The sequence below is a fragment of the Microbispora bryophytorum genome (assembly GCF_043197435.1).
In the GTDB taxonomy this organism is placed as follows: Bacteria; Actinomycetota; Actinomycetes; order Streptosporangiales; family Streptosporangiaceae; genus Microbispora; species Microbispora bryophytorum.
This window is the reverse complement of the sequence record NZ_JBICTF010000006.1, coordinates 150,913-174,405: the sequence shown is the minus strand read 5'-3', so window position 1 is coordinate 174,405 and position 23,493 is coordinate 150,913. Positions and strand designations below refer to the sequence as shown.

The window sequence follows — 23,493 nt, the reverse complement described above, 5'->3', positions numbered from 1 at the left end:
TAACAAATGGGGAGGCAGGATGACGCATCCGGCGGTGCACACCACCGGCCTGGCCAAGCACTACGGCGACGTCGAGGCCGTGCGCGGCATCGATTTGACCGTGCGTAAAGGGGAGATCTTCGGCTTCCTCGGCCCGAACGGGGCCGGGAAGTCCACGACGATCAGCATGCTCTGCACGCTGACCACGCCCACGTCCGGCGAGGCGCGGGTGGCCGGACACGACGTGGTGCGCGAACGCGACAGCGTGCGGCGCTCGATCGGGCTGGTGTTCCAGGACCCGACGCTGGACGGCTATCTGACGGCCGAGCGCAACCTGCGTTTCCACGCCGAGCTGTACGGCGTGCCCCGCGCGGACGTCGGTCCACGGCTGCGCGGAGTGCTCGAGATGGTGGGGCTGTGGGACAGGCGCGACGCCAGGGTCGCGACGTTCTCGGGCGGCATGAGACGAAGATTGGAGATCGCCCGCGGTCTGCTGCACTCGCCGCGGGTGCTGTTCCTCGACGAGCCCACGGTGGGCCTGGACCCGCAGACCAGGAGCTCCATCTGGTCCTACATCCGGGAGCTCAAGGACGCCGAGGACATCACGGTCTTCCTGACCACCCACTACATGGACGAGGCCGAGCACTGCGACCGCATCGCCATCATGGACGGCGGCCAGATCATCGCGCTCGACACCCCCGCGGCGCTGAAGGCCGGTGTCGGCAAGGACCGCGTCCAGATCGAGACCGATGACGGTACGGCGGCCGTCGCCGCCCTGGACGATCGGTTCGGCATCAAGGCCGTCGCGTCCGGGGGCGTGGTCGTCTTCCACGTGGACGAGGGGGAGCGGTTCGTCCCGGAGCTGTTCTCGCGGTCGGGGCTGCCGATCCGGTCCGTCAGCGTGGCCAGGCCCAGCCTCGACGACGTGTTCATGTCCTACACCGGCCGGTCGATCCGCGACGCGGAGTCGCCCGGCGGCGCACGCGGCCCGGCCGCGCTCGCCGCGGCGCGAGGAGGCCGGCGATGACGTTGCCCGTCACGGCGGTCCGGGTGCCCGGGCGCAGCGCGACGAGCGAGCTGCGCGCCGTCAAGGTGGTCTGGCAGCGCGAGATCATCCGGTTCTTCAACGGCCCGCTGCGCATCCTCACCTCTCTCGTGCAGCCGTTCCTGTTCCTGTTCGTCCTCGGCACCGGCCTGTCCCAGCTCACCTCGGGCGGCACCGGCGGGCTCGGCCTGCGGACCTTCCTCTACCCGGGCATCCTCGCCATGGCCGTCCTGTTCACCGCGATGTCCTCGGCCGCCTCGATCGTCTGGGACCGGGAGTTCGGCTTCCTGCGCGAGATGCTGGTCGCGCCGGTGTCCCGAGGGTCCATCGTCCTCGGCAAATGCTTGGGCGGGGCCACCGTCGCGTCCTTCCAGGGCCTCGTCGTCATCTGCATCGCCGGTCCCGTGGGCGTGCCGTACGCGCCGGGCCTGATGCTCGGCGTGTTCGGCATCCAGGTGCTGCTGGCCTTCACCATCACGGCCTTCGGTGTCGCGATGTCCGTGCGGGTCAAGCAGATGCAGTCGTTCATGGCGCTCAACCAGCTGCTGATCATGCCGCTGTACTTCATGTCGGGCGCGATGTTCCCCGCGTCGAACCTGCCCGCGTGGCTGACCGTGCTCAACCGGATCGATCCGCTCTCGTACGCCGTGGATCCCATCAGGCGGCTGGTCTTCGCGCACCTGAACCTGACGCCCGCCGTACGGGCCCGGCTCGCGCCCGGGCTGACGTGGGGCGGGTGGCACGTGCCCATCCTCGTCGAGGTGGCCGTCCTCGCGGTCCTCGGGCTCGCCCTGCTGGCGACCGCGATCGCACAATTCGGCAGAGCCGACTGATCGGCGCGGTTCGGCAGAGCCGACTGATCAGCACAGTGCGGCAGAGCCGACTGAGCGTCCGACGGCACGGGCAGGGGTGTGTGAAGCCGATGGACGCCGACGGGCGCCGGTTCGCTATGGTGTGGGCCATGTCGAGCCCTGAGGCATCCAAGAAGGGGGCTTTCGGTCACGCCGTCAGCCCCCTGCACCACTGAGTTCGTGAATCCGTCGTCCCGCCGCGTCCGCGGCCGGACGAACGCGCTCCCGGGTGCTGACCGCGGTGACGAGACGTCTCCTTCTCGTGCTTCTCATCGCCTCGGAGCCACTCGATGCCTCTTCCGCTGTATTCGCTCGCCCTGGCGGTCTTCGCCATGGGCACCTCGGAGTTCATGCTCGCCGGCCTTCTTCCGGACATCGCCTCAGACCTCGGCGTGACCGTCGGAACGGCCGGCACGCTCACCTCGGCCTTCGCGATCGGAATGATCGTCGGCGCCCCGCTCATGGCCGGGCTCGCCCGCGACCGGTCTCCCCGGTCCGGCCTTCTCGGCTTCGTCCTCGTTTTCGTGGCGGCCCACGTCGCGGGCGCCGCCGCCTCCGGCTTCCCCGTCCTGTTCGCGGCCAGGATCGTCGCCGCGCTGGCGAACGCGGGGTTCCTCGCCGTGGCCGTGACGACGGCCGCCGCTCTCGTCCCCGGGAACCGGAAGGGGCGGGCTGTCGCCGTGCTGCTGTCCGGAACGACGGTGGCGACCGTCGCGGGGGTCCCGGGAGGGGCGGTCCTCGGCACGCTGCTCGGATGGCGGGTCACGTTCTGGGCCGTCGCCGTCCTCTGCGTGCCCGCGGCCGTCGGCATCCTGCGCGGGATCCCGGCGCGTTCCGCGCAGGCGGGCGAGGCCGACGGGCGGGTCCTGCGATCGGAACTCGCACAGCTCGGGAACCGGCGCCTGATCCTGGTCATGCTGCTCGGCGCGCTGGTGAACGCGGCGACCTTCGCGAGCTTCACCTTCCTCGCCCCCATCGTGACCGGCACCGCGGGGCTGGAGCCGCTGTGGATCCCGGTCGTCCTGGTGCTCTTCGGCGTGGGCTCGTTCGTGGGCGTCGCCATCGCGGGACGGCTGTCCGACCGGCACCCCGGACTGGTTCTCGCGATCGGCGGTCCGCTGCTCCTCATCGGCTGGCCCGCGCTGGCCGTCACGGCCGGAGAGCCGGTCGTTCTGCTCATCCTGGTGTTCGTCCAGGGCGCGCTGTCGTTCGCCCTGGGCAGCACCTTGATCACGCGGGTGCTTTATGAGGCGGCGGGAGCGCCGACCATGGCCGGCTCGTACGCGACGGCGGCGCTCAACGTCGGCGCCGCCGCCGGGCCGCTCCTCGCGGCGGCCACCCTCGGCACCGCCGCCCTGGGCAAAGGGGCCGCGGACCTCGGCCCACTGTGGGTGAGCGCGCTTCTCGTCGCGATCGCACTGCTGATCGCCCTCCCCTCCGGGGTCGTCCGGCGCCACGGCCCTCGTGAACGCGGTGCGGAGCAGCGGACCGAACCGAACTGAGCCGCACTCGTCGGCGAGAAGTTCCGACTATCGGAACGGCCGGTTCTACTTTGCGTGTTCATTAAGTAACTTTCCGCAAGGGATACCGGCTCGCCGAGCGAGGAGGCCGAGCATGACCGCGGACACCGTGGACACGTCCATCAAGGGGACCACCGGCATCGGTGATGACGGCGGAATCGCCGCCGTCACGAGCGCCGTCCGGGGACGGGTCGACGAGCTGCTGGCCGGCTTCCTCGACGCCCGGCGCCCCCCGGTCGGAGATCCGGACGTCGCCGAGGGCTACCGGCTGCTGCGCGAGTTCGTCGTCGAGGGGGGCAAGCGCATCCGGCCGCTGCTGTGCTACTGGGGCTGGCGGGGCGCGGGCGGCGAGGAGCCGCACGAGGAGCGGGCCGTCATCACCGGCGCGGCGCTGGAGCTCTACCACGCCGGTCTGCTGATCCACGACGACGTCATGGACGGCAGCGAGCTGCGCCGCGGGCGCCCCACCATCCACCGGGGGCTCGCCGGGGCCCCGCGCTGGACGGGCGCGGAGACCTTCGGCCAGTCCGCCGCCATCCTGCTCGGAGTGCTCGCGCAGGCGTGGGCGGACGAGCTGCTCGCGGACGCCGTCGCCGCCGACTCGCGGGGGCGGGCGGCGCGCGAGCTGTTCAACCGGATGCGCACGGAGGTCGTCACCGGGCAGTATCTCGACATCCTGGCGCACGCCCGCGAGGACGCGGACGTCGAACGGGCACTGACGGTGATCCGCTACAAGACGGCCCGATACACGGTGGAGCGCCCGCTGCAGATCGGCGCGGCGCTCGCCGGGGCCCCGCCCGCCCTGCTGGATGCGTACTCCCGGTTCGGCCTGCCGCTCGGGGAGGCGTTCCAGCTGCGCGACGACGTCCTCGGTGTCTTCGGTGACCCCGCCGTCACCGGCAAGCCGGTGCTCGACGACCTGCGTGAGGGAAAGCGGACCGTGCTCATGGCGTACGCGTTCGCGCGGGCGCGAGGACCGGAACGGGACCGGCTTCGGACCTGGCACGGTGCCCCCGACCTGGACGAACGGCGGGCGGCCGAGCTCAGGCAGATCATCGTGGACACCGGAGCCCTCGGCGAGGTCGAGGGCCTCATCGCCCTGCGGGCCGTGCAGGCGCTCGACGCGCTGCGCGACTGCGCGATCGCCCCGGAGGCGGCGCGGGCGCTCGCGGTGCTCACGGAGCGGCTCACCCGCCGCGTCCGGTGAGGCGCGCGATCGGTACGCCCGCCTGTCTCCGCAAGCCCGCCACCGGAACGCCCGCCTGTCTCCTCACGCCCGCCACGGGAACGCCCGCCACCGGAACGCCCGCCACCAGAACGCTCCGGCGGCCTCCGCACGCGGCCGTTCGGGCACCCGCCGTACGGGCATCCGCCGTACGGGCGCCTGGGGGATGCGGCGCAGCCCGTGCCTGTGGCGCAGGCGGCGCGGGCGATGCCGCCGGTGCACGCGGCGCGGCCCTGTGCGGGCCGGTACGACTCTGATCTTTCCTTCCCCCTCCGCCGCTCGGCGACGAGCGTGTCCAGTCACCGAACAACCGGCCGCCGTGCCGATCACAGATGGGGTGATGTGCCGTGACCGAAAACACGATGCCGACCGACAACCGGTTGAGCCTCAGCACCAGGGCCGCGCGCAACCTGGCCACGACGACCAAGACGCCGCCGCAGATGCAGGAGATCACCTCCCGTCATCTGCTGCGCGTGCTGCCCTGGGTCGAGGCGGTGGGCGGCGCCTACCGGGTCAACCGGCGGCTGACCTACCAGATGGCCGACGGGCGGCTGACGTTCGTCTCGACCGGGGCGGACGTGCGGGTCATCTCCGCCGAGCTGTGCGAGCTGCCCGCCCTGCGCGGCTTCGCCGACGCCGACGTGCTCGCCGCCATGGCCGACCTGTTCACCCAGCGGGAGTACGAGGCCGGCCAGGTCATCGAGCGGGCCGGCACCCCGATGGACGAGGTCCTGCTCCTGGCCCACGGCAAGGTCGACAGGCTCGGCGAGGGGGAGTACGGCAACGAGACGCGGCTCGGGGTGCTGGCCGACGGCGAGTACGTCGGCGAGCACATGCTGGTGAACGCGGACGCGCGGTGGGAGTGGACGGTCAAGGCGGTGACGGCGTGCACGGTGCTCGCCCTCGGCAGGGAGGAGTTCGAACGGCTGCTCACGCTGTCGGACGGCCTGCGCGAGCACGTGCAGGCCTATCGGGAGGACCCGGACCGGCCGGTGAACCGGTTCGGCGAGGCGGAGATCGCTCTGGCGGCGGGGCATGTGGGTGAGGCGACGCTGCCGGGGACGTTCGTGGACTACGAGCTGGGTCCGCGTGAGTACGAGCTGAGTGTGGCGCAGACGATTTTGCGGGTGCACTCGCGGGTGGCGGATCTGTACAACGAGCCGATGAACCAGACCGAGCAGCAGTTGCGGCTGACGATCGAGGCGTTGCGGGAGCGTCAGGAGCACGAGCTGGTCAACAACCGCGACTTCGGTCTGCTGCACAACGCCGATCTCAAGCAGCGCCTGCACACCCGTTCGGGCCCGCCCACCCCCGACGACCTCGACGAGCTGCTCGCCACGGTCTGGAAGAACCCGAACGTCATGTTCGCCCACCCCAAGGCGATCGCGGCCTTCGCCCGCCAGTGCAACGCCCGGGGCATCTACCCCCAGACCGTGGAGTTCAACGGTCAGAAGGCCCCGGCCTGGCGCGGGGTGCCGATGCTGCCGTGCAACAAGATCCCGGTGAACGACAAGGGCATCAGCTCGATCATGGTCATGCGCCTGGGGGAGAAGGACCAGGGCGTCGTCGGCCTGCGCCGCACCGGACTGGTGGACGAGTACGAGCCCGGTCTGTCGGTGCGCTTCATGAGCATCGACGAAAAGGCGATCCTCTCCTACCTGGTGACCACCTACTATTCGGCGGCCGTCCTGGTCCCCGACGCCCTCGGCGTCCTGGAGAGCGTCGAGGTCCTGTGATGTCCTCCTACCGGCTGCCGGACTTCTACCTCCCCTATCCGCCCCGGCTGAACCCGCACGTGGAGACCGCCCGGGCGCACACGCGGGGGTGGGCGGCGGACATGGGCATGCTCGACGACCCGGACATCTGGACCGGGGAGTCGCTCGACGCGATGGACTACGGCCTGATGTGCGCCTACACCCATCCCGACTGCTCCGCCACCGAACTGGACCTCGTCACGGACTGGTACGTGTGGGTCTTCTACTTCGACGACCACTTCCTGGAGACCTTCAAACGCAGCAGGGACCTGGACGGCGCCCAGGACTACCTGGACCGGCTCGACGCGTTCATGGCGGACGACCCGCCCGAGCCGACGAACCCGGTGGAGCGGGGCCTGGCCGATCTGTGGCCCCGCACCGTGCCGGCCATGTCGCAGGCGTGGCGGCGCCGGTTCGTCCGGGTCACCCGCGACCTCCTTCAGGAGTCGATGTGGGAGCTGTTCCACATCGAGCGCGAGGCCGTCTCCAACCCGATCGAGTACATCGAGGAACGCAGGAAGGTCGGCGGCGCCCCGTGGTCGGCCGCGCTGGTGGAGCACGCGGCCGGCGCGGAGCTGCCCGCGCGGCTGGCGGACTCCCGGCCGATCCGGGTGCTGACGGAGTCGTTCGCCGACGCCGTGCACCTGCGCAACGACCTGTTCTCCTACGAACGGGAGGTGTTGCGGGAGGGCGAGCTGTCCAACTGTGTGCTGGTCAGCGAGCGTTTCTTCGGCTGCGACACCGAGCGCGCCGTGGAGATCACCAATGACCTGCTCACCTCCCGGCTGCACCAGTTCGAGCACACCGCGCTGACCGAGCTTCCGGCGCTGTTCGCCGACGAAGGGGTGCTGCCGCCCGAGCAGGCGCTGGTCCTGAGCTACGTCAAGGGACTGCAGGACTGGCAGGCGGGCGGACACGCCTGGCACACCGCCTCCAGCCGCTACACCAAGACCGCGGGACAGGCCGGGTTCTTCGGGATGAACGTGGCCCGCGCCCACCTCACGGGCGCGGGCGGCCTGCGCAACCACACCCATCGGCCCTTCACCGAGGCCGCGGTGCGGCTGCCGCAGCCGTACATGCCGTTCGAGGTGCGCGACAACCCGCACCTGGACGCGGCGCGAGCGGCGGACGTCGAATGGTGTGCCGAGATGGGCTTCTTCGACGGGGTCCCCGGCATCCCGGCGACCGCCGTGTGGAACGAACCGCAACTCGTCGGCTTCGACCTCGCCCTGTGCGCGTCCGGCATCAACCCGGACGCCACGGCCGACGAACTGATCCTGGCCACCAACTGGCTGGCCTGGGGGACGTACGGCGACGACTACTATCCCCGGGTCTACGGGGCGGCGCGCGACCTGGTCGGCGCGAAGCTCGGCAACCGGCGGCTCAAGGAGTTCATGCCGCTGGACCTCGTCCCGCGCCTGACCCCGATGACGGGGCTGGAGCGCGGGCTGGCCGACCTGTGGCGGCGCACCGCCGGGCCGCTGCCGGAGGGCTCCCGCCAGGCCTTCCGCGTCGCGGTCGAGGAAATGATCGACAGCTGGGTGTGGGAGCTGGCCAACCAGGCCCAGAACCGTGTGCCCGATCCGGTCGACTACATCGAGATGCGGCGCAGGACGTTCGGCTCGCAGATGACGATGAGCCTGGCCAGGCTGGCGCCGGGCCGGGTCATCCCCGACGAGATCCACCGGACCCGCGAGTTCCTCGGCATGACCGACGCCGCGCAGGACTACGCGTGCCTGCTGAACGACCTGTTCTCCTACCAGAAGGAGACCCAGTTCGAGGGTGAGCTGCACAACGGCGTCGTGGTGCTGGGCACCTTCCTCGACTGCGCGCCGGGCGAGGCGGTGACCGTGGTGGACGCGCTCATGACCAGCCGGATGAGGCAGTTCGAGCACATCACCACCGTCGACCTGCCCGCCCTGCTCGACCGCATCGAGGTGGGGGAGGCCGTGCGGGAGTCGGTCGGGGGATACGTGGCCGACCTGCGCAACTGGATGGCGGCGATCCTGCGCTGGCACCAGCGGTCCCGGCGCTACTTCGAGGAGGAGCTGCGCAGGGGTCCGGCGGCCCGGTGGTCCCAGGGCCCGACGGGCCTCGGCACGGCCACCGCACGCGTTCTTTCCCTGGCTCCGCCGGCTTCACCGGCTTCCCTGGCTCACGGGTCGCTGTCGGCTCACGCGCTGCCGGTGGGGGCGCCATGACCGAGTCGCGCCTGACCCTGAGCACGGCCGCCGCGCGGAACCTGGCGACGACCACCAAGACGCCGCCGCAGATGCGGGAGATCACTCCCCGGCACCTGCTGCGGGTGCTCCCGTGGACGGAGGTCCAGGGCGGCGTCTACCGGGTCAACCGCCGGCTCACCTGCACGGTGGGGGACGGGCGGGTGAGCTTCGTCTCCACCGGGGCGCGGGTGCGGGTCATCCCGGCCGAGCTGTGCGAACTGCCGTCCCTGCACGACTACGGCGACCTGGACACGCTCCGGGCGCTGGCCGACCGGTTCGTCCAGCACGACCTGAGTCCGGGCGAGCCGGTGCCACCCGGACAGGTGGTGCTCGTCGCCCACGGCAAGGTCGCACGCGTCGGCGCGGGCGCGTACGGCGGTGAGGCCCTGCTCCAGGTCCTCGCCGACGGAGACCACCTGGGGGACCTCACCGGCCCGGGGGCCCCGCCCGCCAAGGCGGTCACCTCCTGCATCGTTCTCGTCCTCGACCGGTCGGCGCTGGACAATCTGACCGCGCTGGCCGGCGGCCTGCGCGAGCATCTCGGCCGTCCCGCCGAGGCGCGGCCGGTGAACCGGTACGGCGAGGCGGAGATCGCTCTGGCGGCGGGGCATGTGGGTGAGGCGACGCTGCCGGGGACGTTCGTGGACTACGAGCTGGGTCCGCGTGAGTACGAGCTGAGTGTGGCGCAGACGATTTTGCGGGTGCACTCGCGGGTGGCGGATCTGTACAACGAGCCGATGAACCAGACCGAGCAGCAGTTGCGGCTGACGATCGAGGCGTTGCGGGAGCGTCAGGAGCACGAGCTGGTCAACAACCGCGACTTCGGTCTGCTGCACAACGCCGATCTCAAGCAGCGCCTGCACACCCGTTCGGGCCCGCCCACCCCCGACGACCTCGACGAGCTGCTCGCCCGCCGGCGCAGCTCGCACTACTTCCTCGCCCATCCCCGGGCCATCGCCGCCTTCGGACGGCAGTGCACGCGGCGCCGCGTGTATCCGGACGTCACCGAGGTGAACGGGGCGACGGTCATGGCCTGGCGGGGCGTGCCGATACTGCCCTGCGACAAGATCCCGATCAGCGAGGGAGGGCTCAGCTCGATCCTGGTGATGCGCACCGGGGCGGACAAACAGGGCGTCGTCGGGCTGCGCCGCACGGGGCTGCCGGACGAGTACGAGCCCGGTCTGTCGGTGCGCTTCATGAGCGTCGACGAAAAGGCGATCCTCTCCTACCTGGTGACCACCTACTACTCGGCGGCCGTCCTGGTCCCCGACGCCCTCGGCATCCTGGAAAGCGTCGAGGTGAACTGAGGTGCGCCTCCGGCCGGGGTGCTCTTCGAGCGCACCGGCCGGAGGCGGTTCCCCGGATCAGGTGAGCTCAAGACCGCCGTCGAGGGTGAGGACCTGGCCGGTGAGCCAGGTCGCGGCGGGGTCGGCGAGGTGGAGGATCCACTCGGCCACCTCGCGGGGCTCGCCACGCCTGCCGAGGGGGATGCGGCGGGCCTCGTCCTGCTTGGTCTGCTCGACGACGGCCTCGGGAAGACCGGCGGCGGTGAGCGCCTCACTCTCGGTCGGCCCGGGGGCCAGGGCGTTGACCCGGATCCCGTCTCCGGCGAGTTCCACCGCCCAGCTGCGGGTGAGCTGCTCGATCGCGGCTTTCGACGCGGCGTAGTGCGCCGCGCCGGGCAGCGGCCGGTGGCCGAAGGTGCTCGAGATGTTGACGATCGATCCGCCCGTTTCGCGCAGGTGGGGCAGCGCCGCCCGGGCGAGCAGGCTGGGCGCGGTGACGTTGAGGTCGAACAGGTCGGTGACGCGCGCCGCCGTCGTCTCGGCCAGCGGCATGACCGTGGTCGCGCCGGCGTTGTTGACCAGCACGTCCAACCGGCCCCAGCGGTCGACGGCCGTACGCACGATCGTCTCGGGCGAGCCCGCGACACGGACGTCGGCGGCGAGTGCGGCGATGCGCGGGTGCTGCCGGGCGGTCTCCTCAAGGGCCTGGGCGCGGCGGCCGACCCCGAGGACCTGGGCGCCGGCCTCCGCGAAGGCGAGGGCGGTGGCGCGCCCGATGCCCGAGCCCGCACCGGTGACGACGACGATCCGGCCGGCGAAGCGGCCGGTTGGCTGTCCGGTCAACGCGACTCCCATTGTTCGATGTTCGGCAAACATCGAACAAGCTACCATCAGTGCATGAAGCAGGCGCACCACCCCCAACTGGACGAGATTTCCCTCACCGCGGTCATGGCGGCGCTCAGTGACCCGATCCGGGTGGGTCTGGTCCGGTTGCTGGCCGACGGGCGGGAGCGTGGATGGGGAGAGCTGCGGGCCCCGGTCGCCAAGTCGACGCTCAGTCATCACCTCAAGGTTCTGCGCGATGCCGGGATCACCCGCACGCGTCAGGAGGGCACCCGCTGCTTCGTCGTGCTGCGCCGCGACGACCTGGAGACCCGGTTCCCCGGGCTGCTCGCTCCCGTGCTGGCCGCGGCCGAATGCGACGGGGTGGGCCGCCAGGTCGAGCTCGCGGCCTCGGCGTAGCAACCGCGTTCGCCCCTCATGCGCCGTGCTGCACGGCTAAGGTGACCGCTGGCCGATCAAGATGTGATTCACGAGCGTCGCGGGGTGAGGTTGTTCGTACCGTTGGATCGCGCCCGCCGGGCGGAGGCGGCCTCCGCCCTGGGCAGCCTGGAACGCGGGATGGAAATCCTCCTGTGTCTCGCCGCCGGCATGAGGCCGATGAACCTGACCCAGGTGCACCGGTCCACCGGGTTCTCCAAGACCACCACGCATCGCCTGCTCGGGAGCCTGCAGCGGCGGGGCCTGGTCACGCGCACGGGCGGCGACTACACGGTCGGCGGACGCCTCGCCGACCTCGTGCCTCCGCGCGGCTGGGCGGTCCAGGGCCGTCGCCTGCCGGGCTCCCGCAGGGTGGTCCTGCCGCATCTGCTCCAGCTGTACGAGGCCACCCGGCAGACGGTCAACCTGGCCGTGCGGGACGAGTTCGAGGTCGCGTACGTCGAGCGGCTGTACGGCCACAACCGGGTCACGTCGCCGTCGGACGGCGTCGACCGGGCGCCGCTGCACTGCACGGCCACGGGCAAGGTGCTGCTCGCCTACGACGCGGGCCTGCGCGCCGCGTTCCTCGCCGCCCCGGCCCTGCGGCGGATGACCGGCCGTACGGTGACCAGACCGGCCGCGCTGGAACGCGAGCTCGCGGCCATCCGCGGCGAGGGCGTGGGGTACGCGCGGCAGGAGTTCGCCGAGGGGGTGTGCTGCGCCGCCGCGCCCGTCTTCGGCCCGGACGGCGGCGTGTGCATGGCCGTCGCGGTCGCCGCGCCGGTGGGGGCGGCGGCGCTGCCGCGTATGGGCGCGGCCGTGCGCAGGACCGCGCACCAGATCACCGGCGCCCTCCTCATGTGATCCCCGTTTCGGGGATTGGGGCCGCCGGGCTCGGGGAAGGCTCGAACGCGTCGAGCGGCCTGGGCCTGGGGCGCTCCGCCCGCCGGTGTCAGGAACCGGCGGAGTCGTCGTGGTCTCGGGGAGAGTCATGCGTCGAGGACCGTACGCGTCCCGCTTGATCGGCTGGGCCGGCCTCGTCGCCCTACCGGTGATCGTGCTGCTCACGGCGTGCGGAACCCCGGAGCCGCAGATGCGGCCGCGGCCCGTGGCCACGGACGGCCCGGCGTCCCCGGGCGGTCTGGTGTCCCCGGGCGATCCCGTGTCCACCGCGGTTCCCGCCTCACCCTCACCCGGCCCGTCGGCCGTCTCGGCCGCTGACCATCCGGAGGCGTGCCGGAACGCCGCCTGCGAGGTGGCGGTGCGCCCGGGGGATCGGTTGCGGCTCGACCGGAAGACCGGCCTCGACGCGATCACGATCGTCTCGCTCGACCAGGGCGAGCTGCGGCTGCGCTTCAAGGCGGGCGCGGGTGCCTTCCGCGTCGAGGGCATGAACACCGGCGTCAGCCAGGACTGCGTCAACGGCCGCTGCCGGACGCAGGGCGGGCTGACGCTGGCCCCGGGACGGCCCGGCAGGATCGGCGACATCCGCCTGCGGCTGGCGAGCGTGGCGCCCGGCTATGCGGTCCTGGTCCTGTCGCCCGCGTGACCGTGACCTGCGCATCCGGTTCGGCCGCCTCGACTTCGGAAATCCCCAGCCTCCGTTAACCGCGAGGCCACCACGCCTGCCTACGGTCGCGGCCATGGCATGGAAGAGCAGGGTCAACGCCGCCGTCGAGGGGATGACCGGTTACGTCATCACACGAGCCAGGCCACGGGCCGTACCGGCCGCGGAGCCGCGAGACGAGCCACGCCCGCCCGCCGATCCCGCCGCCGACCGCCTGCTGCGCGCGCCCGTTTTCGTGCTCTCACCGGTCAGGTCCGGCTCCACGCTCCTGCGTGTGCTGCTGAACAGCCACAGCAGGATCCACGCACCGCACGAACTGCACGTCCGGCGAATCGCCGTCACCCTCACCACCGATCCCGTACGGCAGGCCATGGAGGCGGCCGGTCACCGCACGAGCGACATCGAGCACATCCTGTGGGACCGACTGCTGCATCGGGAGCTGGTCAGGAGCGGAAAGGAGGTCATCGTGGACAAGACGCCCAGCAACGTCTTCGCCTGCCGCCGCATCACGACGTGCTGGCCGGATGCTCGATTCGTCTTCCTCCTGCGCCACCCCGCGTCGATCGCCCGGTCGTGGCACGAGGCCGACCCGCGGGCCCGGCCCATGGACGAGGCCGTGCGGCACACGCTGCAGTACATGCGCCACCTGGAGGATGCCAGGCGCCGTCACGACGGGATCGACGTCCGATACGAGCGGCTCGTCGACGACACGGAAGGCGAGCTGCGCCGGCTGTGCGCCTGGCTGGGCGTGGAGTACGAGCCCGGAATGGTCCGGTACGGCGACAAGGACCACGGCGACTTCGTGAAGGGCATCGGCGACTGGCGCGACAAGATCCGCAGCGGGCGGGTCCAGCCGGGCCGTCCGCTCCCCGCCCCGGAGGAGGTGCCCGGGGCCCTGCGAGAGATCGCCGCCGCCTGGGGCTACCTCTGATCTCCGATCACCAGTGGAACCAGTGAATACGGCGGCAACTGCTGCACACGAAGCAGGTGGCGTCGCGGTTGGCCCAGTCGAGATTCATGAACGTCATGCCCGTGGTCTGGAGTTTCCACCGGCGTGGCTCGAACAGCTCGTTCTCGCACGTGTCGCATTTCAGATTGCGGCCGTTGGGGAGCGTGACCGGCTGCGGTTCGTCCATGCCTTCGATGCTAAGCCGCCGATGGCTTTCCTGGCCTGCCGCGATAATCCACGGCGATCGGGTGGGTGTCGGTTGTGCAGGGGCGTGGGCTACCGTGACCGCCCGTGGACGTCTATGGTGCGCTCGCCTCGTTCGCCGCCATCGTGGCGCTGCTCACGCTCACGCCGGGCCTGGACACGGCGCTGATCCTGCGTACGTCGCTGCTCGCCGGCCGGAGATCGGCCTGGGCCGTGGTGCTCGGCATCCAGGGCGGCACCCTGTCGTGGGGGATGCTCACGGCCGCCGGCCTGTCCGCTCTCCTCACCGCCTCCCAGGTGGCGTACGAGGTGCTGCGGTGGGCGGGCGTCGCGTACCTGATCTGGATGGGCGCCAGAATGCTCTGGCACAGCCGCACGAGCCAGGCGGACGACGCGGCGCCGCCCGGCCCGCCGGAGGCCGGATGGGGACGGGCGTTCCGGCGGGGCCTGCTGACCAACCTGCTCAATCCGAAGGTGGGCGCGTTCTACGTCGCGGTGCTGCCGCAGTTCATGCCCCGGGGCGTGCCGCACGCGGTGATGGGCGTGCTGCTGGCGGGCGTCCACGTGTGCGAGGCGCTGGTCTGGAGCGCCGTGCTCATCGGGTTCACCGGGATGGTGCGCGGGTGGCTGCGCAGGCCGCCGGTCGGGCGCGCCCTGGACCGGCTGACCGGCCTCGTCGTCATCGGCTTCGGTCTGCGCCTGGCGACCCAGCAGTCCTGAGCCGCTCATCGTAGGGGCCGATCCCGCACACCTCGGGGACGGCGGCGATCGGCACCTCCTCGGTGAGGGCGCGGACCAGTAGGTTCTCGACGCCGCGCAGCATCGCCTCGGCGGTGCCGGAGGGCAGGTAGGCGGTGTCCACGATGAGGCTGAGCTTCCCGGTGTCGGGGGCCGAGACGACCGTGAAGAACGCCTTGAACCGGACACCCGGCCAGGCGTTCGTGACGTACGTCGTGGTGTTTTCGGTGAGGCGGGCCACGTCCTCGTCGGGGCCGACGGGAGGCAGGCCGGGCCAGGTGCCGACGGTCCGCCTGTCGTTGAAGAACGCGTCGAGATCCGGCTCCCGGCCGCGGCGGCGGCCGATCTCCTCCCGCATCGCCTGCATCTCGAAGGGGTCGTAGTGCGCGTTGCGGTATGCCCTGAGCGCCCCGCGTTGCGCGGCCCGGCAGACGGCGGCGAAGTCCGTGGCGGGCAGGTCGAGCACGAACAGGCCGTCCTGCTCCACGGTGGCGACCATCGCGCGGACGCGCGCGTCGCGGCGGTTGCTGTGCACGAGCTGCATGACCGCACGCGGACGGCCGCTCACGACGGTGAGCACCGTGGCGCAGGCGGCGAGCAGCACGCTGGTCGTGCTCATCGTCCAGCGCTCGGCCAGCCGTTGCGCCGCGATGGCGAGCGCCACCGACTCCATGCCGACCTCGATGAACCGCGGGTCGTCCGCCTCACGCGGCGGATGGTCGAACACGTCGAGCGGCCCCTCGGCCAGCACGGAGTGCCAGTATCGGACGGACTTGGCCGAACGGGCGGGGTACGGCTCCTCGCGCTCCGCGGCCGCCTGGTCCATCGGCTGCCACTCGGCGGGCGGCAGTCCCTCGCCCCGCAGCAGTACCTTCCACTCCTCCGACAGCGTGTTCAGCGCCTGGAAGTCCACCGCCAGGTGGGAGAAGGCGATCGCCAGCGCCATCGGGCGGCCGTTCTTGACGACGACGGCGCAGCGCAGGGGCAGGTCCCGGTCGTGGGCGAAGGGCGTCCGGCCCAGCTCGCCCGCGAGCCGCTCGGCGACCCGCAGCGCCCGGTCCTGTCCCGCGTCGACCAGGTCGACGGTGAGCTCGCCGCCGCGGCCGACCCGCTGCACCGGCCCCTCCGGGGTGAGAGCGAAGGTCGTACGCAGGCTCTCGTGGCGTTCGAGCAGCACGCGCAGCGCGTCCAGGACGCTGCCGAGGTCACGCCTGCCGTACACCGGGAGCACCCATGGACAGCTCAGGAAGGTCTGGCTGTCGCCCATCAGGTGGACCGCCCGCCACATCAGCCGCTGTCCCCAGGTCAGCGGTGCCTGGCCCTCCCGCGTGCCGCTGAACGCCACCGTCACCATGAGCCCGTCATCCCCTGGAAGGCCGGCTCGCCGCCGCGGCCGGTCTCTATGCTGTCACCGAAAAGTTTCGACACGATGCCCACTCCATGATCGACACGGACATGCCAGTTGGTCCGGGTTTTGGTCACGCCGGACGTCGCCGTGCAACGGAAGAATAGGCAACAGGAGCGGAGAGGCGACAGTGAAAGTCGCAAGTCTCCTGCCGAAAGCTTTCGAAGGAAGGCGTTTCCGAGGCGCGGGGCCACCTCTTTTCCGATACGCCGAACGTGATCATCCTGCGGACGGTTGCCGACATGGTACTTCCCCGCTCTCGCCGGGGTCCTCGTTCCCGAGGATCCGATGGGGCGGATCGCGGGGCGGATCGCATGGGGATCGCAGGGCGTCTTGCGGGGCGGATCCGGTACGGCCCGCGGGGGGGTCGTGCCCACGCCGCCCGGCATGATCGTCTGTCGGTCGGGCCTCGTACGATGCGCGCATGACCAGGCACGGTTTCACGCTCACGGCGCAGGGCCCGTTCGACTTCGGCGCGACGTTGCGCTTCGTCGAGGACTGGCCCGCTACCAGTGGGCTCCCCTCCGACGGGCACGCGCTGCGCTTCGCCTACTGCGCGGAGTCCGACTGGCTGCCGCTCGGCGTGACCGTGACCGCCGCGCCGGACGGGGTCGCCGTCGCCACGACGCGGGCCGCCGGGCCACCGATCCGGGGCGAGGTGGCGCGCATCCTGTCCCTCGACGTGGACGGCTCCGGCTTCGCCGCGGCCGGCGAGGCCGACCCGGTGCTCGGCGACCTGCAGCGCAAGAGCCCCGGGCTGCGCCCGCTGGGCTTCTGGAGCCCCTGGGAGGCGGCCTGCTGGGCGGTGATCGTGCAGCGTTCGTCGATGCTCATCGCCGCCCGGCTCAAACAGCGCATCGCGGAGCGATACGGCGCGAAGGTCGTGGTGGACGGGGCGACCTACACCGCCTTTCCTCCGCCCATGACGCTGTTGCAGGCCGGCGGTCTCGGCCTGCCCGCGCAGAAGGAGGAGTGGCTGCGCGGGCTGGCCCGGGCGGCGCTCGACGGCGTGCTCACCTCCGAGCATCTGCGCGCGCTCGACCCCCAGGAGGCGCTGGCGGAGCTGCGTGCCCTGCCCGGCGTGGGGCCGTTCTCCGCCGGTCTGATCCTGATCCGCGGCGCGGGCGCGCCGGACGCGTTCCCGGGCGACGAACCACGGCTGTTCGCGATCCTGCGCGAGGCGTACGGCCTGCCGGAGGACGCCCCGCCCGCCGCGTACCGGAAGGCGGCCGAGGCATGGCGGCCCTACCGCTCCTGGGCCTCCTTCCTCTTCCGCGCGTCCGGCTACGGAGTCTCGGAAAGGTCCTAGCGGAGCATTCGCCCGAGCCGGAACATCGCCCTGGCCAGAGGGCCGCTCCCCGCCGTCGCCGCCCGCTCCGAGGCCCGGACCGCGGCGAATCCGTAGCCGGTCATCCGCCGTTCGTAGTCGCCGATCGCGCCGTCGAGCGGCAGGCCCGCGGCGACGGCGCCGGACAGCGCACGGCACAGGACGGCCGCGTCGAGCAACGCGCAGTTGGCCCCCGAGCCCTGGGCCGGGCTCATCGCGTGAACGGCGTCGCCCAGCACGGTGACGTTGGACGGTCTCCAGGGCCCGACGGGGACGGAGCTCCTGATCGCCACACAGGCCGTCTGATCCACTTCGGCGGCGGCCACCAGGGACACCAGGTCGGGGTGCCAGGTGGAGATGCGCCGCTTCACGAACTCGTGCAGCCCTCCGGCGGCCGGCAGTTCGGCGCCGGCGCCCGGCAGCTCGCGCGCGTCCACCGTCAGCGCCCACATCACGTAGTCGCCTGGCCACTGTGGACGCAGCCCCGGCCAGAGCCCGGCGGCCGCCTCCGCGGGATCCTCGCGCAGCCGCACCAGACCCAGCGCCAGGCCGGCCCGGCGCGCGTGCACCGACACGAAGCCCTCGTGCAGCCGGGGAGGGAGCAGGGCGGCCACCCGCTCGTCGAGCAGCGTCCTGCCGTAGACGCATCTGGTGCCCAGATCCTTGATCCGCGCGTGTGGCAGGAGCTGCGCGCGTACGCGTGAGCCGACGCCGTCGGCGCCCACCAGCACGTCCCCCGTGACGCTGCCGCCGTCGGCGAACCAGGCGCGCACCCGCTCGCCCTGGTGCTCGTAGTGCGTGAACTCGGCGCCGTAACTGACCACGTCGTCCAGCCCGGCCAGGAGAACCTGGCGCAGCACCATCCGGTCGACCGGAGCGCTGAAGGTCGCGGGGTCGCCCCCTGCCGACCCACCCTCTGCCGACCCACGCTCCGCCGACCCACGCTCCGCCGACCCACCCTCTGCCGGCACGCCCCCAGCGGAGACGCTGTCGAACGTCACGGCGTGCACTTCCCGCAGGCGTTCGTCGAGGACGGTGACCCGCCTGCTGGGCAGCCCGGCCGTGGCGGTGAACAGCTCGTACAGGCGGGGCGGCAGGCACTGGTGCAGCGCGCCCGCGCCGCGTGAGTCGAGGTGGAGGCGGTATCCCTGCGGCCGGTGGCCGGGTGAGGGATCGCGCTCGTGGACCGTCACGCCGATCCCGGCCATCCGCAGGCCGTGGGCCAGGCAGAGCCCGCCGAGGCCCCCTCCGATGACGACGACCTGTGGCACTCGCGGCATCGGCACACACTCCTGTCGGGGTTCACCGCCGACCTTCGCGGTCACGACCAGTCTGTCCTCCTGGGCGTCGCGGAGCGCGGGTGATCCGGTCGCCTGCCGAGCCCGCGCGGACGAGGAGCGTCAGCTCAGGCCGCAGCGGGGCAGGCAGGCTCAGGCCGCGGATGGTGTGCGACTCGCGGGTGACGGCCTCGGTCGTGGGCACGTGTCACACATCGGGAAGCTGCCTTGTCTGAGCTGGTGTACGGCCGGAACCAGTCGGCCACCGTGTCGCGAAGGAGGCCCGATGAGCACCGATCACGCTCACCACTATGAGAACTACGGCAAGAGCGGTCCGCCGCCGGAGATCGACATGGTCGGCAACGTTCCGGAGGCCCCGCAAGTGCCGGAGGGGGCCGAGGCGATGACGATCCTGGTGACGTTGCCGCCGGACAGCGCCGGCACGCCGCCTCACCGCCACTCCGGGCCGGTGTACGGATTCGTGGTCAAGGGGGCGATGGACTTCGAGCTCGAAGGCGAGCCCGCGCGGGTCGTCCGGGCCGGTGAGACGTTCTGGGAGCCCGGCGGCGACGTGATCCACTACCAGGACGGCAACCACCTCGCCGACGAGGAGTCGGCGTTCGTGGTGACGATGTTCTGCGCGCCCGGGCAGCCGATGCTGACCGTGGTCGGCCCGGAGGAGCTGGAAGCTCGGCGGGACCGTCGGGCGCCGCGTTCATGACCAGGGCCGCACTGACCGCGCTCGTCCGTGATCTGCTCGCACTCGCCCGCACGGCGGATCCGTGAGAGCAGGGAAAGCGGGAGCAGGGGAAGCGGGAGCAGGGGAAGCGGGAGCGGAGAAGGCGGGAACCGGATCGGGTTCCCGCCTTCGGCTTTGGCGCGCCCCTGGCCTGCCGCCCTCGCTCCTGCGTCACCGACGCCTCAGATAAGATCTTGGTCGCCAGGGACAGCATGCATCGGTAGATCCCAGCGAAGGTGACGCGTGACCGAGACCGTGCCGCTGCGGGGACGGCATCGCGAGTCGGCGGAGCTGGACGCGCTGGTGGACCGTGCCCGCGCCGGCCGCAGCGGTGCGCTGGTCGTCTCCGGCGAGGCGGGCGTCGGCAAGACCGCGCTCCTGGACCACATGGCGGCGCGCACCGCGATCGACGTACGGGTCGAGCGCATCGTCGCGTCGGAGTCCGAGATGGAGCTGGCCTACGCCGGTCTGCACCAGTTGTGCGGGCACATGCTGAGCTCGGCCGGGCGGCTGCCCGCCCCGCAGCGCGAGGCGATCGAGGCGGCGTTCGGCCTGCGCCAGGGCTCCGCGCCCAGCCCGTTCCTCGTCGGGCTCGCACTGCTCGGGCTGCTCACCGAGGCGGCGGGCCGGCGGGCGCTGCTCTGCGTCGTCGACGACGCGCAGTGGCTCGACGAGGCGTCGGCGCGGGCCGTCGCGTTCGCGGCCCGGCGCCTCGACGCCGAGGGAGTCGCCATCGTGCTCGCCATGCGTACGGTGGGCGAGGCGTTCACCGGGCTTCGGCAGATGGTCGTCGAGGGACTGAGCCACGACGACGCGCGTGAACTTCTGCGCCTCGCGGCCCCCGGCGGCCTCGACCGGCGGGTGCGCGACCAGCTGATCGCGGAGGCGCGCGGCAATCCGCTCGCACTGCGGGAGCTGCCCCGGGCGCTGAGCCCGGCCGAGATCGCCGGCGGGTTCGCTCTCACCCGCTCGTTGCCGCTGGAGAGCCGCATCGAGCAGAGCCTGGTCGCGCAGCTCGAACCGCTGCCCGCGTCGGCGCGCCTGTTGCTGCTGCTCGCGGCCGCGGACCCGACCGGTGATCCCGGGCTGCTGTGGCGTGCGAGCACGGTGCTGGGGCTGGGCCCGCAGGACGTCGACGCCGCCACGGACGCCGACGCGCTCGTGGTCGGCACGCGCGTCGGGTTCCGCCATCCGCTCGTACGGTCGGCGGTCTACCGGGCGGCCTCGCCGGAGGACCGGCGGCGTGTCCACGCCGCGCTGGCCGAGGTCACCAGCGCCGGGCACGACCCGGATCGCCGGGCATGGCATCGGGCCAGCGCGACGCTGCGCCCGGACGAGGAGGTCGCCGCCGACCTTGAGCGGTCCGCGCTGCGGGCGCGAACCCGCGGCGGCGCGGCCGCTGCGGGCGCGTTCCTGGAGCGGGCGGCGGAGCTGACGCCGGAGCCGTTCCGCCGCACGCAGCGGCTGATCGCGGCCGCCGAGGCCAAGCACGACGCGGGCGCACCCGCGGCGGCCCTGCGCCTGCTCGACACCGCCCGCGACCTTCCTCTCACCGCGTTGCAAGAGGCGCTCGTCGCCCGGCTGCGCGCCCGCGCCGGATACGCGCTGCGGCGCGACAGCAGCGGGGCGGCGCTCCTCCTCGCCGCAGCGCAGGGTCTCGAAGGGCTCGACCCGATACTCGCCCGCGACACCTACATCGAGGCGCTGGCGGCCGCGATCTACGGCGGCCGCCTCGGCGACGCCGAGCAGGTGGCCGCCGTCGCGAACGCGATCCTGGAGGCGACGCCCGGCGCCGAGGCGTCCGACCGCGCGCGGGACCTGATCCTGCGCGGCCAGGCGCTGCTCGCCGCCAGGGGGCAGGAGGCCGCGATCGCGGTCCTGCGCCGCGCGCAGCGCGCGTTCCTCGAACAGGCCCCGGACTCGCTCGAACTGCACTGGATGTGGTTCGCCTCCCGCGCCGCGCAGGATCTGTGGGACACCCGCATGCTCCGCGTGCTCGCCGACCGGCAGGTCGAGCTCGCCCGCGCCGACGGCGTGGTGACGGTGCTGCCGATCGCCCTGAGCCTGCTGATGCTGGCGCAGACGGTCGACGGCGACCTGGACGCGGCGGAGGCCTCCTGCGACGAGATCGACGCCATCAAGGACGTCACAGGGCACCCGCTGCCGCAGTACGGGCGGCTCTTCCTGGCGGCCTACCGGGGGCAGGCCGGCGAGACGGAACGCTGGGCGGAGCAGATCCGAGCCGACGCGTACGCCCGTGGCGAGGGCTACGGGCTGAGCGCGGTCAACTTCGCGGAGGCCATCCTCTACAACGGCCTCGGGCGTTTCGCCGACGCGGTGGCCTCGGGCCGCCGCGAGCTCCCGTACACGCACGAGCTGAGCCACGCGATGCGCACCCTGCTCGAACTGGTGGAGGCGGCCGTGCGGACGGGTGAGCGCGCGCTCGCCGAGCAGGCGTTCGAGCGGCTGGTGGGCGTCACGCGGCCGGCGGGCACCGGCTACGCGCTGGGCGTGCTGGCGATGGCGGAGGCGCAGCTGCGCGAGGGCGACGAGGCGGAGAGCCTGTACCGGGACGCGATCAAGCGCTTCGAGCACGAGCGAATTCCGATCATGGTGGGGCGCTGCCGCCTGCTGTACGGAGAGACGCTCGGCCGCGCGGGCCGGCACGCCGAGGCGCGCGAGCAGCTCCGGGCGGCCCACGAGGCGCTGTCGGGCTGTGGCTTGAACGGCTTCGCCGAGCGCGCCGCACGCGGGCTGAGCGCGAGCGGCGAGACCCCGCGCGTACGCGTGCACGGGTCGTCGGCGCGGCTCACCGAGCAGGAGCTCAACGTGGCGCGCCTCGCGCGTGAGGGACTCACCAACCGGGACATCGGCGCGCGGCTGTTCATCAGCGCGCGCACCGCCGAATACCACCTGCGCAAGGTCTTCACGAAGCTCGGCATCAGAGGGCGTGCGGAGCTGAAGACCGCGCTCGCCGAGCTCGACTCCGAAGCGCGGTAGACGCTCATGAGCGGGACTCCGGCGGCACGTAGCCGAAGGTGGGGCCGGCCGTGGTGCCGTCGACGTCGGGCATCAGCATCAGGGCGTCGGCCTGGGCCTTGAGCGCGTACATCGTGCCGACGGCGGCCCCGAGCCGTTTCGGGTCGCCATTGAAGGCCTGCTCCAGCTGGTTCAACAGCGTGCAGTAGACGCGGTTGAACCCGTCCTGAGCGGTGCGGATCGCGCTGCCCGGGGCGTGGTCGGACAGTCGCGGATTGGGCCGCATCGGACGCACGGCGGCAGGGTCCACCGAGATCGTCTCGCCGGTCGGCCCGGACTGCGGGGTGTCGCCACGCCGGTAGCGCCGGCCGAGCTGGAGCTCCCGGAAGCGGTAGTAGTGGGCGACCTCGTCCCGATCGGGGTGGAAGATGTCCTGGTCCCCGTCCCAGACCTCACCCCGGGCCGTGCCCTCGCCCTGTTCGACGATCTCCCTCAGCGCGCCCAGCGCCGACTCCAGATCCTCCACCGCGAACAAGCCCCCCGCGGTGTGCCGGAAACGGCCGCCGCTCACCTGGCGCGCGGGGTCGCCGCAGAAGACCTCCCGCTCGCCCAGCCGCTCGCACAGGTGGCGCAGACCCTGTTCGATCGCGGCGTAGAACTGCCCGATCGTCTCGTAGCCGTCGGCCTCCGCCGGCGCGCCGGGCGGGGCCGGCCGTTCCAGCCGCAGGAACATCTCCAGGGCCTGCGGGCCGAACGGGAGTAACGACAGCTCCAGGTCGCTGTGGGGCAGCCGCCGGGGATACGGCGGCAACATCTCCGGCATGTCGAGGCGCGGCCGGCCGCCTACGGCGTTGAGCAGGTTCGCGGCCAGCGCCAGGTGCAGCATCTCCTCGGCGAAGACGCTGCCCACCACCTCCGCGGCCTCCGGATTGTGCTCCGGCTCCAGGGAGTAGAGCGCGCACAGGTATGGCGGCAACGTCGCGTGTTCCAGCTCGACCGCCCACTGAAGGTGCTCACGCAGATCGTCGAGAGTGGTGATCGGCGCCGGCCCGGTAGCCACAGTCCTCTGGGGTGTCAGATCCTTCATCGAAGTCCTACCTCACTGGCAGAAGTGGTCGTTGTGCGAGATGACCGCCCGGCGGCATGGGTCTCAGGGGGTGCCGGAC

The 23,493-nt window shown here is 72.1% G+C and carries 21 protein-coding genes; 15 read left to right on the top strand and 6 right to left on the bottom strand.

Annotated elements, in window-relative coordinates:
- Positions 1-19 precede the first annotated feature (19 nt).
- From ACGFIB_RS21640 to ACGFIB_RS21625, 4 genes are all read left to right on the top strand, one after another.
- Positions 20-1,006 (top strand): ATP-binding cassette domain-containing protein, encoded by a 987-nt coding sequence (locus ACGFIB_RS21640; RefSeq protein WP_393374370.1) that lies wholly within the window; start codon positions 20-22, stop codon positions 1,004-1,006.
- Positions 1,003-1,857, top strand: coding sequence for an ABC transporter permease (locus ACGFIB_RS21635; RefSeq protein WP_357245060.1), 855 nt, complete (start codon positions 1,003-1,005; stop codon positions 1,855-1,857). The genes ACGFIB_RS21640 and ACGFIB_RS21635 overlap by 4 nt, the downstream gene beginning before the upstream one ends.
- Positions 1,858-2,165: 308 nt before the next feature.
- Complete coding sequence (locus ACGFIB_RS21630) at positions 2,166-3,377, top strand: Cmx/CmrA family chloramphenicol efflux MFS transporter (protein WP_393374367.1); 1,212 nt, start codon at positions 2,166-2,168, stop codon at positions 3,375-3,377.
- 112 nt (positions 3,378-3,489) lie between these two features.
- A complete protein-coding gene (locus tag ACGFIB_RS21625) occupies positions 3,490-4,602 on the top strand; it encodes a polyprenyl synthetase family protein (protein WP_393374364.1) in 1,113 nt (370 codons plus the stop codon).
- Positions 4,603-4,665: 63 nt separating this feature from the next.
- On the opposite strand, the gene ACGFIB_RS21620 is transcribed toward ACGFIB_RS21625, so the two are convergent.
- Positions 4,666-4,842 (bottom strand): hypothetical protein, encoded by a 177-nt coding sequence (locus tag ACGFIB_RS21620; RefSeq protein ID WP_393374361.1) that lies wholly within the window; start codon positions 4,840-4,842, stop codon positions 4,666-4,668.
- Positions 4,843-4,982: 140 nt separating this feature from the next.
- On the opposite strand from ACGFIB_RS21620, the gene ACGFIB_RS21615 reads away from it, so the two are divergent.
- From ACGFIB_RS21615 to ACGFIB_RS21605, 3 genes are read left to right on the top strand one after another with little or no spacing between them, the layout of a single operon-like run.
- Positions 4,983-6,356, top strand: a complete 1,374-nt coding sequence (locus ACGFIB_RS21615; protein ID WP_357245211.1) for a family 2B encapsulin nanocompartment shell protein — start codon at positions 4,983-4,985, stop codon at positions 6,354-6,356.
- Positions 6,356-8,575, top strand: coding sequence for a terpene synthase family protein (locus ACGFIB_RS21610; RefSeq protein WP_393374358.1), 2,220 nt, complete (start codon positions 6,356-6,358; stop codon positions 8,573-8,575). The genes ACGFIB_RS21615 and ACGFIB_RS21610 overlap by 1 nt, the downstream gene beginning before the upstream one ends.
- Positions 8,572-9,903 carry a family 2B encapsulin nanocompartment shell protein gene (locus ACGFIB_RS21605; protein ID WP_393374356.1) on the top strand — a complete coding sequence of 444 codons (1,332 nt, stop codon included), beginning with the start codon at positions 8,572-8,574 and terminating at the stop codon, positions 9,901-9,903. Before ACGFIB_RS21610 ends, ACGFIB_RS21605 begins: the two co-directional genes overlap by 4 nt.
- 57 nt (positions 9,904-9,960) lie before the next feature.
- Here the strand turns inward: ACGFIB_RS21605 and ACGFIB_RS21600 are convergent, their stop codons facing one another.
- On the bottom strand, positions 9,961-10,725 hold the full coding sequence (locus tag ACGFIB_RS21600) for an SDR family NAD(P)-dependent oxidoreductase (protein WP_393374353.1): 765 nt from the start codon (positions 10,723-10,725) through the stop codon (positions 9,961-9,963).
- Positions 10,726-10,779: 54 nt separating this feature from the next.
- Between ACGFIB_RS21600 and ACGFIB_RS21595 the strand changes: the two genes are divergently transcribed.
- The 4 genes from ACGFIB_RS21595 (at position 10,780) to ACGFIB_RS21580 (ending at position 13,640) form a co-directional block, all read left to right on the top strand.
- A complete protein-coding gene (locus ACGFIB_RS21595) occupies positions 10,780-11,124 on the top strand; it encodes an ArsR/SmtB family transcription factor (protein WP_393374350.1) in 345 nt (114 codons plus the stop codon).
- A gap of 84 nt (positions 11,125-11,208) precedes the next feature.
- Positions 11,209-12,006, top strand: a complete 798-nt coding sequence (locus tag ACGFIB_RS21590; protein ID WP_142572248.1) for an IclR family transcriptional regulator — start codon at positions 11,209-11,211, stop codon at positions 12,004-12,006.
- 127 nt (positions 12,007-12,133) lie between these two features.
- The gene (locus ACGFIB_RS21585; RefSeq protein WP_393374347.1) at positions 12,134-12,691 is read left to right on the top strand and encodes a hypothetical protein; all 558 of its coding nucleotides are present in this window, start codon (positions 12,134-12,136) and stop codon (positions 12,689-12,691) included.
- 94 nt (positions 12,692-12,785) lie between these two features.
- On the top strand, positions 12,786-13,640 hold the full coding sequence (locus ACGFIB_RS21580) for a sulfotransferase family protein (protein WP_142572246.1): 855 nt from the start codon (positions 12,786-12,788) through the stop codon (positions 13,638-13,640).
- 7 nt (positions 13,641-13,647) lie between these two features.
- Here the strand turns inward: ACGFIB_RS21580 and ACGFIB_RS21575 are convergent, their stop codons facing one another.
- The gene (locus ACGFIB_RS21575) at positions 13,648-13,845 is read right to left on the bottom strand and encodes a hypothetical protein (protein WP_142572245.1); all 198 of its coding nucleotides are present in this window, start codon (positions 13,843-13,845) and stop codon (positions 13,648-13,650) included.
- A 104-nt stretch (positions 13,846-13,949) separates the two neighbouring features.
- On the opposite strand from ACGFIB_RS21575, the gene ACGFIB_RS21570 reads away from it, so the two are divergent.
- Positions 13,950-14,582 (top strand): LysE family translocator, encoded by a 633-nt coding sequence (locus ACGFIB_RS21570; RefSeq protein ID WP_393374345.1) that lies wholly within the window; start codon positions 13,950-13,952, stop codon positions 14,580-14,582.
- Here the strand turns inward: ACGFIB_RS21570 and ACGFIB_RS21565 are convergent.
- A complete protein-coding gene (locus ACGFIB_RS21565; protein WP_393374342.1) occupies positions 14,542-15,954 on the bottom strand; it encodes a condensation domain-containing protein in 1,413 nt (470 codons plus the stop codon). The genes ACGFIB_RS21570 and ACGFIB_RS21565 overlap by 41 nt on opposite strands.
- 475 nt (positions 15,955-16,429) lie before the next feature.
- On the opposite strand from ACGFIB_RS21565, the gene ACGFIB_RS21560 reads away from it, so the two are divergent.
- The gene (locus ACGFIB_RS21560) at positions 16,430-17,314 is read left to right on the top strand and encodes a DNA-3-methyladenine glycosylase family protein (protein ID WP_357263584.1); all 885 of its coding nucleotides are present in this window, start codon (positions 16,430-16,432) and stop codon (positions 17,312-17,314) included.
- On the opposite strand, the gene ACGFIB_RS21555 is transcribed toward ACGFIB_RS21560, so the two are convergent.
- Positions 17,311-18,612: an FAD-dependent oxidoreductase gene (locus tag ACGFIB_RS21555; RefSeq protein ID WP_393374340.1), complete on the bottom strand. Its 1,302-nt coding sequence runs from the start codon at positions 18,610-18,612 to the stop codon at positions 17,311-17,313. The two genes, ACGFIB_RS21560 and ACGFIB_RS21555, sit on opposite strands and share 4 nt — an antisense overlap.
- 283 nt (positions 18,613-18,895) lie before the next feature.
- Between ACGFIB_RS21555 and ACGFIB_RS21550 the strand changes: the two genes are divergently transcribed.
- Both ACGFIB_RS21550 and ACGFIB_RS21545 read left to right on the top strand, forming a co-directional pair.
- Positions 18,896-19,330, top strand: coding sequence for a cupin domain-containing protein (locus ACGFIB_RS21550; RefSeq protein WP_142572240.1), 435 nt, complete (start codon positions 18,896-18,898; stop codon positions 19,328-19,330).
- 261 nt (positions 19,331-19,591) lie between these two features.
- Entirely contained in the window at positions 19,592-22,348 is a 2,757-nt protein-coding gene (locus ACGFIB_RS21545; RefSeq protein WP_393374337.1) for an AAA family ATPase, read from the top strand.
- Between the two features lie 4 nt (positions 22,349-22,352).
- On the opposite strand, the gene ACGFIB_RS21540 is transcribed toward ACGFIB_RS21545, so the two are convergent.
- Positions 22,353-23,387 carry a ferritin-like domain-containing protein gene (locus ACGFIB_RS21540; RefSeq protein ID WP_393374334.1) on the bottom strand — a complete coding sequence of 345 codons (1,035 nt, stop codon included), beginning with the start codon at positions 23,385-23,387 and terminating at the stop codon, positions 22,353-22,355.
- Positions 23,388-23,493 lie beyond the last annotated feature (106 nt).